This is a genomic window from Frankia sp. Mgl5 (genome assembly GCF_023242985.1).
Taxonomy (GTDB): domain Bacteria; phylum Actinomycetota; class Actinomycetes; order Frankiales; family Frankiaceae; genus Parafrankia; species Parafrankia soli.
In genome coordinates, this window is the sequence record NZ_JALKFY010000005.1 from 15,439 (window position 1) to 26,294 (window position 10,856).

Below are 10,856 nucleotides of genomic sequence, written 5' to 3' on the forward strand. Positions count from 1 at the left end.
GGTGTCCTCGTGGACGGGGGGTCCACCCGTGTGATCAAGCGGCGTCCTCCATCCGCGGCGGCGGGAAGGCCCGCTGTTCGTCGTAGGGCTGGCCGGTGGCCAGGCAGTGGTGCAGGGCGCTGAGGAGCCGGTTGAACAGATGGCGGCTGGCGGGATTGTGTCGGTCGCCACCGGCACGACGGCGGTCGTAGTGGGCGCGAGCACCGGCGGAGCTGGTGAGGGCACCGAAGGCCCACAGATGCCCGGTGGCGGCCAGCCGCTGGTTCTTGACCCGACGGTGGACGACGGTGCGGCTGCGGCCGGAGGCGCGGGTGACGGGGGAAGAGCCGGCGTAGGCCTTGAGGTTGCGGGCGTCGGGGAAGCGGGTGCGGTCGTCGCCGATCTCGGCGAGGACCCGGGCGCCGAGGAGGTCCCCGAGGCCGGGGAAGCTGGTGATGACCTGGTGGTCGGGGTGGGCGGCGAACGCTTCGCGGGTGGCGTCGGCGAGGTCGTCGGCGGCGCGGCAGGCCGCGTCCAGGATGCCCAGCAGCGCGGACGCCTGGCTGCCGAAGGCCTCCTCCACCGCGGGCGGCTGGCGCAGCGCCGGGGCCCGCAGCCCGGTCCGGATGGTCTCCACCGAGGCGTCGATCCCGCGCTTGCGGCCGGCGCGGCGCAGGGCAGCGGCCAGCCGCGGTCGCGAGCAGCCGGCGGCCGCCGCCGGGGTCGGTGCGACGGCCAGGACCGCACGGGCCACGGGGTCGGCGACCCCGGAGGGCTTGCCGGCGAACAGGCTCAGGAAGGCTGGGTAGTACTCGCGCAGCAGGGAGCGCAGTTCGTTGGCGAGGCGGGTGCGGTGCCAGACCGCGTCCTGCTGGGCCCGGGCCAGCACCCCCACTGCCTGGGCCGTCTCGCTGTCGGCGGGCAGGGTCCGATGGGCGGCGGCGTCGGTGCGCAGGATGTTCGCGAGCATGACCGCGTCGGCGTGGTCGGACTTGGCCCGGGCCACGGAGTGGCGTTCGCGGTAGCGGGCCGCGGCCATCGGGTTGATCGCATACACCGGCCGTCCTGTCGCTCGCAGGGCTGCGACGAGCAGCCCGCGCGGCGTTTCCAGCGCCACCGGCATCGGGCTGTCGGGGTTGTCGCCGGCGGCGCCGAGCATCTCCAGGAGCCGGGCGAACCCGGCGGCGTCGTCGCTGATCCGCGCCCGTGAGACCAGCGTGCCGGTCTCGTCGACCAGGGCGACGTCGTGGTGGCGTTCAGACCAATCGATCCCGCAGAACACCTTCACCCCGTGCCTCTCCCTTCTCATTCGGCGGCCAGGCCCTGGCCCTGGGCAGGGCACGCGGCACTCTCATGGCAGCGCTCGGGGCGCGACATCCGATGAGCCGTTCGTGACCCCAGCGACCCGCACGGCCCCCGGTCTTCGACTTGAGAGCTCGATAGGGCTCTGATCTGCACGAACAGGGGGCAATCCGTACGGGCGGGCTCGGACCACGAGCACCAGACCACACCGCCCGACAGCCCCATACAGGCACCCTGGCGGTGGGAACGGGGACCGGCCCGGTAGGCACGGCGCGCGGTCTTGCTTGAGGCCTCGATCGGTCCTGATAGGCACAGGCGTCAGGCCGCCGGAACCGGTCCCCGTTCAGGACCCATGAGATAGTCAACAACGTTGACGCCGCTGGGTCGGCATTCACGATCATGAACTGGTGATTTCGAACCGGGGCGGACTCGGCGTCCGCTCAGGAGACGCACGAGGTTCTGAGCCGCGCCTCAGGTGTCGCGGATCCCGCCCAGGCTCGGGCCGCCGTCGACGGCGAGGGTCTGCCCGGTGATGTAGGACGCCGCGTCGCTGGCGAAGAAGAGGATCGCGTTCGCGACCTCCGCGGGCGTGCCCGGCCGGCCCAGCGGGGTGGCCGTGCTGAACTCGGACGTGTCGATGCCGGCGACGCGCCACGCCTCGACCGCGCGCTCGGAGGCTACCGGCCCGACGGCGAGGCAGTTGGCGCGCACCCCGTAGCGCCCCCACTCGGCCGCGGTGACCGTCGTGAACATCTGCAGCGCGGCCTTCGACGAGGCGTAGTGCGCACCGCCCCGGACCCCGTGCAGGCCGGCGTCCGAGGAGATGTTGACGATCGCGCCCGAGCGCTGCGCCACCAGGTGACGGCCGGCCTCCCGGGTGCAGAAGTAGGCCGCCCGCACGTTGAGGTCGAAGCTGGCGTCCCAGGCCCTGGTCGGCAGCGAGGAGAGCGGGCCCATGCGGGTGCCGCCGGCGTTGTTGACCAGCACGTCGATCCGGCCGAGCTCCTCGACGGTGCGCCGCACCAGCCGGATCACCTGTTGCTCGTCCTTGACGTCCGTCGGCACGGGCAGGCAGCGGCGGCCGGTGGCGGCCCGGATGTCCGCCGCGGTCCGCTCCAGGTCGTCGACGGTGCGCGCGGCGATCGCCACGTCGGCGCCGTGGGCGGCGAGCAACCGCGCCGCCGCCGCCCCGATGCCCGTCCCGCCGCCGGTGACAACGGCCACCCGGCCGGTCAGGTCCAGCAGGTCGGTCGTCGGTGTGGTCACGCGTTGTCGCCGGGGGTGCGCATCCGTCTGGTCTCCTTCACCGGTGGGCGGACGAGGCCGGATCGCCCGTGCCGCCCGCGCCGCCCGTGCTCCCGGGCTGTGCCGGGGGCCGCCGCGGCTCGTCGTGGGGGATCCCCGTGGGGTCGCGCAACTGGAGCGCGTTCACGAACAGCCTGGTGATCTGCGCTACGCCGACGTCGAAGTCGCACACGGGCTGGCCCTGCACGAGCCACTGCTCGGCGAAGCGCCACATCATCGCGCCGAGAGCGGCCGAGGCGACGGCCGGGTCGAGGTCGGGGTCGGCGAGCCGGTGGCGCTGGAGCTGCTCGATGGAGTGGGTGACGTCGTCCGAGTGGCGGCCGAACAGCTGGGTCCAGACGGTGTAGACCTGCTCGTCGTGCCGGGAGACCTGCTCGATCACGCTCATGATCCGCGCCTCGGCGCGGTACGCCTCGAAGTGGACCCGGATCGCCTCGGTCAGCCGCTCGTGCGGCGACATGCTCGAGTTGCGGGCGAGGATGATCGCCATCCCGGCGCTGAGGGCGGCGTCGATGACCGCCGCCACCTCCCGGAAGATCTGGTCCTTCGAGTCGAAGTAGTGGTAGAAGGACCCGTGCGACACGCTGGCGCGCTCGGCGATGTCCGCCACCCGCGTGTCGTGGTAGCCCTTCTCCTCGAAGACCGCCTTGGCGGCCTCGACGAGGCGCGCCCTGGTCTCGGCTCCGCGGCGCGAGCGGGGGCCGCCGCCACCGTCGGGACGGCTGTCGGCGGCGGCACCGGCGCCGGCCGTAGCGCCAGGACCGACGCCGGCTCCGCCACGGGCACCGGCTCCAGGACCGGCGCCGGCACCGGTCCTGGTCACGCCCGCGTCCCGGGTGGGCGGCGCGAGGTCATCGCCAGAACCCGGCGGTCGTCTCGTAGGCCCGGCGGGCGAACTCGGGGACGGGCAGCTCACGCAGCTCGGCGTTGAGCACCTCGACGCTGACCAGGCCCGACCAGCCCCGGTCGAGCAGGGTGGCGGCGAACCGCTCGAGGTCGAAGATCCCCTCGCCGGGCATGGCGCGGCGGTGCATCGTCTCCTTGATCCCGTTCGGCGAGATCGGCGGGAGCGCGTCGTCGAACTGGATGTAGGCGATGCGGTCCAGGGGCACCTGCTCGAGCTGCTCCCAGGTGCTCTCCCCGTTGAAGAAGTGCCACGTGTCGATCAGCACGCCCGCGCGGTCGGGGCCGGCGGCCTCCACGATGTCCACGGCGGTGGCGATCGACTTCGTGCCGCCCAGCGGGCTGAACTCCACCGCCATCCCGGCACCGGCGGCGGCGAACAGCGCGGCGCACCGGGCGATCAACGGGCCGCTCCGCTCGTCGAGCCCCACCCGGAAGCCGGTCAGGACCCACCGGGCGTTCACCGCGGCCGCGGCCTTCGCGACCCGGCGAGCCTGGTCGATCGTGGCCTGCTCGTCGTCGGTCACGATCAGGGCCAGGATCTCGTGGCAGCGCAGGCCCGCCGCGGCGAGGACGGCCGCTCCGGCCGCGTCGGCGTTGGCCTCGGCGAGCCCGACCGACCCGAACCCGGCGCCCGCGGCCGCCGCCACGAGGCCGGCTGTGTCGACGTCCCAGCGCGAGTCGGGTGTCAGCGCCAGCTCGACTCTCGGTTTCGATGTCATCGCCCGTCCCGTCCTGGTGCGCCGACGGCGCGACCGGGGGGCGGCGCCGCAGTGTGTCCGCCGGATGACGGCTCTTCCGAGCCGACGTTCAAAGTTGACGTCAGTGTAAACATGTGACGCGGGCAACCCGCAAGACCCCCTGCCCCCCGTGCCCGCCCGGCCCGTCCGCCGGAGCCCCTCGTTGGAGGTGGGACGAGTGCCGTCCGGCCTGACCTGACATCGGAGAGGAAACGCTCACTTTGAATGATGGGTGGAAGTTCGCGTGCCGAGTCGCGGGCCCTGTCGGGGCCGTGCGCGACGCCGGGCGGTGCGCTACGGGCGACGTCGACCACTATCGGCGGCTAACGGTCGACCGTCGCGCGCGAAATTGCTATAAGGGTTAGTCCGGGGCGCGGCGGTCGCGTATACGCGCGTTGACAGTCGCGCGGGCCGGTCCGTACAGTACAGTTCGTCGCGGGACGGGTAATCCGGAAAATCGTCGGCGAAAAATTGCGGGCGAAAATCGGGCAGACAGATCAGGCGGAGATGTGACGCGAATTCAGCAGCGCGGGCTTTATTTCGAGGAGCTGCAGACCGGCGCGATCTACGTGCACAGCCCGGGCCGTACCCTCGGCGAGGCGGACAACACTTTGTTCTCCACCCTCACGATGAACCCGCAGAGCCTGCATCTCGACGCCGCCGCGAGCGCGTCGACGGAATTCGGTGAGCGGCTCGTGAACAGCATGATGACCCTGTCGGTCATGGTCGGGCTGAGCGTCCCGCAGCTGACACAGGGCACGACGGTGGCGAACCTCGGCTTCGGTGCCATCAGCTTCCCGGCGCCCGTCCTCGCCGGCGACACCATCTACGCCGAGACCGAGGTCGTGTCGAAGCGGGATTCCCGCTCCCGGCCGGCGAACGGCATCGTCGTCCTCGTGCACCGGGCCCGCAACCAGCGCGGTGTGCTCGTGGCGCAGGCCGAGCGGACCGCGCTGATGCTGCGCCTGCCGGCCGGTGAGGGCGCCGGCGGGGAGCCTGCCGGCCCGGACGCCGGCTGACGTATCCGGTGGTCGAGGGTTCTGCCAGGAGTTTCAAGGTGGGAGACAGCGTGACCGACTGGGCACTGGGATCATCGCTTCTGTTCTGCCCGGCGGACCGGCCGGACCGGTACGAGAAGGCCCTGGCGGCCGCGGACACCGTGATCCTCGATCTCGAGGACGCGGTGGCGCCCGCGCGGCGCCCCGAGGCCCGCACGGCGCTCGTCGAGCACCCCGTGGACCCGGCGCGCGTGATCGTCCGGGTGAACCCGCGGTCGACCGCCGACTACGACGAGGACATCCGTGCCCTCGCCCGTACCGAGTACCGCACGATCATGCTGGCGAAGACCGAGGACGTCCGCGAGGTCGAGGAAGCGGACCCCTACCGGGTGGTCGCGCTGTGCGAGACGGCGCGCGGGGTTCTCGCCAGCGCCGAGGTGGTGCGCGCGCGGAACCTGGCGGGCGTGATGTGGGGCGCGGAGGATTTGATGGCGTCGCTCGGCGGCAGCTCGAGCCGGCTGCCCGACGGGCGGTACCGCGACGTCGCGCGGCACGCCAAGTCCACCGTCCTGCTGCACGCCGCCGCCTCCGGCGTGCCGGCGATCGACACGGTCTTCCTGGACGTCGCCGACGTCGCCGGCCTTGCCGCGGAGGCCGACGAGGCCGTCGCGTCCGGCTTCGTGGCCAAGGCGTGCATCCATCCCTCGCAGGCGGCCGTCGTCCGCCGGGCGTTCCAGCCGTCCGACGAGGACGTCGCCTGGGCCCGGCGGGTGGTGAAGGGCAGCGAGGGCAGTGCCGTCTTCCTGCTCGACGGCCAGATGATCGACGCGCCGCTGGTCGCGCAGGCCCGCCAGATCCTGCGCCGGGCGGACGCCTAGCCGGGCGGACGCCTGCCCGCCAGATTCTCCGCCCGCCGGATCGTGCGCGGGGCGGGCGTCTGACTGGTACGGCACTCCCCCGGCCGGGCGCCGGGGGAGGGGGCGCTGCGCGCCCCGCCCCCCGGCTGCCGGGGTGTCAGCGGTTCGCGGGGAAGACCAGGTCGACGGCGGTGGGGGTCGACTCGGGCCACCTCGAGGTGACGACCTTCGGCCGGGTGTAGAAGCGGATTCCCTCCGGGCCGTAGATCGGGGCGTCCCCGAAGATGGACGCCTTCCAGCCGCCGAACGAGTGCCAGGCGACCGGCACCGGGATCGGCACGTTGATCCCGATCATGCCGACGTCGACCTGGCGGGTGAAGCGGCGGGCGGCGCCGCCGTCCCGGGTGAACAGCGCCACGCCGTTGCCGTACTGGTTGCTGTTGATCAGCTCGATGGCCTCGTCGTAGCTGTCCACCCGCACCACGCTCAGGACCGGGCCGAAGATCTCGTCGTCGTAGACGCGCATGCCCGGCTTGACGCCGTCGAGCAGCGAGCAGCCGACGAAGTAGCCCTCGTCGCGGCCGGCGGAGCCGTCGACGACGACGCGGGCGCCCTCGTCGGTCGCGCCCTGGACGTAGGACCGGACCCGGTCGCGGTGCTCGGCGGTGATCAGCGGGCCCATCTGGGACGCCTCGTCGGAGGCCGGGCCGACGACCACGTCGGGGATGCGCGCCGCGATCGCGTCGACCAGCGGGTCGGCGACCGCGCCGACCGCGACCACGACCGAGATCGCCATGCAGCGCTCACCGGCGGACCCGTAACCGGCCGAGATGGCGGCGTTCGCGGCCGACTCGATGTCGGCGTCGGACAGCACGACCATGTGGTTCTTCGCGCCGCCGAGGGCCTGCACCCGCTTGCCGGCGGCGGTGCCCGTCTCGTAGATGGAGCGGGCCACCGGGGTGCTGCCGACGAACGAGATGGCGTCCACCCCGGGGTGGGTGAGCAGGGCGCGCACCGCCTCGGCGTCGCCCTGCAGGACGTTGAACACGCCGTCGGGGAAGCCGGCCCGGGTGACCAGGTCGGCCAGGATCAGCGAGGCCGACGGGTCCTTCTCCGACGGCTTCAGGATGAAGGTGTTACCGGTCGCCACCGCGTTGGCCAGCATCCACAGCGGCACCATGACCGGGAAGTTGAACGGGGTGATGCCCGCGACCACGCCGACCGGGTGCAGTTCGGTGTGGACGTCGACGCCCCGGGAGACCTCCGAGCTGTGTGAGCCCTTCAGCAGGTGGGGGATGCCGCAGGCGAACTCGACGCACTCGATGCCGCGGGCGACCTCGCCGAGCGCGTCGGAGTGCACCTTGCCGTGCTCGGCGGCGACGGCCGCGGCGAGCTCGTCACGGCTGGCGTCGAGCAGCTCGCGCAGCCGGAACAGCAGCGTCGCGCGGTTGCTGAGCGAGGACGCGCCCCAGCTCACGGCGGCCTCCCGGGCGACGCGCACGACGTCGTCGACCTCCGAGGTGGAGGCGAGGGTGACCTCCCCGGTCTGCACTGCGCGGGCCGGGTCGAAGACGCGGCCGACGCGACCGGAGGCCGAGGGGGCGGACTTGCCATTGATCCAGTGCCCGATCGTCTTCACGCGTTCCTACTCCTGACTCGCATCCTGCTCGGATGGCCGATTGTGGCGTGGACATGACGCACCGGGACGATCGGGGCAGGTCCCCCGGTCGCCCCGGACGGTGGATCAGAGGCGGTACAGCCTGCGGGCGTTCTCTCCCAGGATCTTCGCCCGGGCCTGCGGAGACAACGTGGCCAGCTTCGGCTCGACGGTGCCCAGCGGGTCAGGGTAGAGGCAGGTCGGGTGGGGGAAGTCCGTCTCGAAGAGGATGTTGTCCTCGCCGACCGCGTCGATCAGTGCCGGGAGCTTGTTCCGGTTCTTCTCGAACCAGAACGTGGCGTAGATGTTGCTCCGGAAGTACTCGGACGGCGGCTTGCGCATCCGGCCGAGCTCCTCGGGAGCGTTCTCGGACATCTCGTAGTCCAACGCCTCGAGGATGAACGGGATCCAGCCGACACCGCTCTCCACCGACACCGTCTTCAGGTCGGGGTGCCGGTCGAAGATCCCGGAGAGGATCAGATTCGTCACCACCCGTGCGTTCCCGATGAACAGCAGTGTGCCGCCGATGGCGAGCTTGGTGTTGTTGTCGTGTGACGGCCACGGGTACTTACCGTAGAACGTCATCGTGGTCACGCTGGCCCCGATGTGGAAGTGGACCGGCAGTTGCAGTTCGGTGCACACCTCCCAGAACGGGTCCCAGGCCGGGTTGGCGAGGTCGGGGGCGCCCAGGTCCTGCGGGTCCGAGGTCATGTTGACCCCGCGTGCGCCGAGGGCGTGGACCCGGCGGGCCTCGGCGACGCACAGGTCGACGTCCCAGGCCGGCATGAGGGGCAGGGGTAACAACCGGTTCCCCGAGTCGCTCTGGATCTCGGCCATGGCGTCGTTGTAGATCTCGACCGAGAGCCGGGTCAGCGCGGGGTCACTGGCCGCACCCAGGTCCTGGCCGCCGAGGCCGATCGTGCTCGGGAAGATGATCTGCGCGTCGATGCCGCACTCGTCGAGTACGCCCAGGCGGACGGCCGGGTCGTAGGCGCCGACGTGGACCTGGTCGATCGTCCAGTGGTGCAGCGCGGTGTCCGCGCTCTCCTTGTGGCCGTCGCGGCCGATGACACCGGCTGCGCTGAAACGCCCGACAGGCTTACCGTCGAAGACCCACATCGGGGTGCCGTCGACATCCTCTACGCGAGGCACCCGGTCACGGTATGCAGCCGGTGCGCGCTTGGTGAACAGATCCGGGGGCTCTGACCAGTGCGAATCCGCATCGACGATGAACAGGTTGCTCTCTTTCAAAGATATCGACATGGATGTCGATGTTAATATGTGACTCATGACACGAGCAACAGTTAACGGGTTATCGGTCGCCTACGAGTTGATCGGCGAGACGGGCCAGCCCTGGGCGATCACGCCAGGTGGTCGTTACAGCAAGGACACGCCGGGTATTCGTGAGCTCGCCCAGGAGATCGCGCGGACCGGCCGGCGGGCCCTGATCTGGGACCGGCCCAACACCGGTGAGTCCGACGTCAGCTTCGACGGGACGTCCGAGTCGGAGATGCAGGCGGACACGCTCGCCGCGCTGATCAGGCATCTCGACCTCGGGCCCACGGTCATCGCGGGTGGCTCGGGCGGCTCCAGGGTGTCGCTGCTCACGGCCGCGCGGCACCGGGACATCGCCTCCGGCCTGGCGATCTGGTGGCTCAGCGGTGGCGTCTACGGTCTGATGAGCATCGGCGTCCACTACGGCAGCGGCTCGTTCACCGCCGCCTGGAACGACGGAATGGAGGCGGTGGCCGCTCTCCCGGAATGGAACGAGCCCATCACCCGTAACCCGGGGAACCGTCAGCGCATTCTCGACCAGGACCGCCAGGAGTTCCTGGCCACCATGGAACGCTGGATGTCGGTCTACTGCCCGCGGGAAGGCGAGCTCGTGCCCGGCCTTCCCGATGACGACGCACGCAAGCTCGACATCCCGGCGCTTGTCCTGCGCAGCGGCGTCAGCGATATTCACCACCGGCGGGAGACCTCCGAGCAGATCGCGCAGCTGCTGCCCAGGGCGGAGCTCAAGGAGCCGCCGTGGAGCGACACTGAATGGAACGACCGGCACACTCCGGAGGCGGCGAAGGAAGGCCTGTTCTTCAACTGGCCGAAGCTCGCCCCCGTACTGCTGGAATGGGCTGACCGGAATCTGGCCTGATCGAGGTTCGCGGTACACGGCGGCGCTCCGCCGGGAGCGCCGCCGGCTCCCCGCCGCGGGCCGTGGGCTCCGGGCGGTTTGACGCGCGTCACGGGTGTGGTGAAGGTTGACATATCGCCATGCCCGTCGCGGGTCGGACCAGAGGAGTAGTTGCCGAATGAGTGATCTGGAGCCGGGATCCGCCGCGCCCGCCATCGAGCTCCGCGAGGCCATGCGTACCGCGCGCTCGCTGCGCCGCTTCCGGCCCGACCCGGTCTCCGACGAGGTGCTCGCCCGCTGCCTGGAGGCGGCGACCTGGGCGCCGTCGGGGTCCAACGCCCAGTCCTGGCGGTTCGTCGTGCTGCGCTCCCCGGAGGTCCGCGCCGTGCTCGGCCCGGCGTTCCGTGAGGGGTGGGACTGGGTCCGCACCATCTACGGCCAGGCCGACGAGCGGCCGGCGCCCGACGACGACTCGCGCGAGGCCCGGCTGACCCGCACGATGCTGCACCTCGTCGACAACTTCGAGAGCGTGCCCGTCTACGTGCTGTTCTGCTACCGGCTGACGGGCTTCGTGCCCGAGTTCATCGAGGGCGGCTCCATCTACCCGGCGATGCAGAACTTCCTGCTCGCCGCGCGCGCCGAGGGCCTGGGCACCGTCCCGAGCACGTGGTTCACCTTCGCTGAGGAGAAACTGCGTGCCGTCGTCGGTATCCCGGACGAATGGCGGATCGCCTCGCTGGTGTCCGTCGGCTGGCCGGTGGGCAAGCACGGACCGGTCCGCCGCCGTCCGCTGCACAAGGTCGCCGCCCTCGACACCTGGGACAATCCCCTGCTCAACGGGTGACGCCCGAGGTGTGTCCTCGCTGACGGCTCATCTCGCCCGACGTACGTGCCACCGCCTGGGGCCTCCGGCAAGCGAGGCCCCAGGCGCAGACCGAGGTCTGATGCGGCGTTGCCGGAGCCGATCCCAGATTTCCGGGATCG

Annotated in this window: 10 protein-coding genes; 4 read left to right on the forward strand and 6 right to left on the reverse strand. The window is 71.4% G+C overall.

Annotation, left to right across the window (positions count from 1 at the left end):
• Positions 1-34: 34 nt before the first annotated feature.
• From MXD62_RS03665 to MXD62_RS03680, 4 genes are all read right to left on the reverse strand, one after another.
• Entirely contained in the window at positions 35-1,267 is a 1,233-nt protein-coding gene (locus tag MXD62_RS03665) for an IS110 family transposase (protein WP_248828004.1), read from the reverse strand.
• A 485-nt stretch (positions 1,268-1,752) separates the two neighbouring features.
• On the reverse strand, positions 1,753-2,547 hold the full coding sequence (locus tag MXD62_RS03670; protein ID WP_248828005.1) for an SDR family NAD(P)-dependent oxidoreductase: 795 nt from the start codon (positions 2,545-2,547) through the stop codon (positions 1,753-1,755).
• Between the two features lie 37 nt (positions 2,548-2,584).
• Positions 2,585-3,409 carry a TetR/AcrR family transcriptional regulator gene (locus MXD62_RS03675; protein ID WP_248828006.1) on the reverse strand — a complete coding sequence of 275 codons (825 nt, stop codon included), beginning with the start codon at positions 3,407-3,409 and terminating at the stop codon, positions 2,585-2,587.
• A 28-nt stretch (positions 3,410-3,437) separates the two neighbouring features.
• Complete coding sequence (locus tag MXD62_RS03680) at positions 3,438-4,211, reverse strand: sugar phosphate isomerase/epimerase (RefSeq protein WP_248828007.1); 774 nt, start codon at positions 4,209-4,211, stop codon at positions 3,438-3,440.
• A 527-nt stretch (positions 4,212-4,738) separates the two neighbouring features.
• Here MXD62_RS03680 and MXD62_RS03685 point away from each other — a divergent pair.
• Positions 4,739-5,248 (forward strand): MaoC family dehydratase, encoded by a 510-nt coding sequence (locus MXD62_RS03685; RefSeq protein ID WP_248828008.1) that lies wholly within the window; start codon positions 4,739-4,741, stop codon positions 5,246-5,248.
• A gap of 50 nt (positions 5,249-5,298) precedes the next feature.
• The gene (locus tag MXD62_RS03690) at positions 5,299-6,105 is read left to right on the forward strand and encodes a CoA ester lyase (RefSeq protein ID WP_248828009.1); all 807 of its coding nucleotides are present in this window, start codon (positions 5,299-5,301) and stop codon (positions 6,103-6,105) included.
• A 136-nt stretch (positions 6,106-6,241) separates the two neighbouring features.
• Here MXD62_RS03690 and MXD62_RS03695 read toward each other — a convergent pair whose 3' ends face one another.
• Both MXD62_RS03695 and MXD62_RS03700 read right to left on the reverse strand, forming a co-directional pair.
• Complete coding sequence (locus tag MXD62_RS03695) at positions 6,242-7,723, reverse strand: CoA-acylating methylmalonate-semialdehyde dehydrogenase (protein ID WP_248828010.1); 1,482 nt, start codon at positions 7,721-7,723, stop codon at positions 6,242-6,244.
• Between the two features lie 105 nt (positions 7,724-7,828).
• Positions 7,829-9,004, reverse strand: a complete 1,176-nt coding sequence (locus MXD62_RS03700; RefSeq protein ID WP_248828011.1) for an amidohydrolase family protein — start codon at positions 9,002-9,004, stop codon at positions 7,829-7,831.
• A 25-nt stretch (positions 9,005-9,029) separates the two neighbouring features.
• On the opposite strand from MXD62_RS03700, the gene MXD62_RS03705 reads away from it, so the two are divergent.
• Both MXD62_RS03705 and MXD62_RS03710 read left to right on the forward strand, forming a co-directional pair.
• Positions 9,030-9,893, forward strand: a complete 864-nt coding sequence (locus tag MXD62_RS03705; protein WP_248828012.1) for an alpha/beta fold hydrolase — start codon at positions 9,030-9,032, stop codon at positions 9,891-9,893.
• A gap of 157 nt (positions 9,894-10,050) precedes the next feature.
• Positions 10,051-10,716: a nitroreductase family protein gene (locus MXD62_RS03710; RefSeq protein ID WP_071063271.1), complete on the forward strand. Its 666-nt coding sequence runs from the start codon at positions 10,051-10,053 to the stop codon at positions 10,714-10,716.
• Positions 10,717-10,856 lie beyond the last annotated feature (140 nt).

What these genes read in the sequence shown, in the direction of transcription:
- MXD62_RS03680 (WP_248828007.1), bottom strand. Translation starts at nt 4,211, where the DNA reads ATGACATCGAAACCGAGAGTCGAGCTGGCGCTGACACCCGACTCGCGC.
- MXD62_RS03700 (WP_248828011.1), bottom strand. Translation starts at nt 9,004, where the DNA reads ATGTCGATATCTTTGAAAGAGAGCAACCTGTTCATCGTCGATGCGGAT.
- MXD62_RS03705 (WP_248828012.1), top strand. Translation starts at nt 9,030, where the DNA reads ATGACACGAGCAACAGTTAACGGGTTATCGGTCGCCTACGAGTTGATC.
- MXD62_RS03710 (WP_071063271.1), top strand. Translation starts at nt 10,051, where the DNA reads ATGAGTGATCTGGAGCCGGGATCCGCCGCGCCCGCCATCGAGCTCCGC.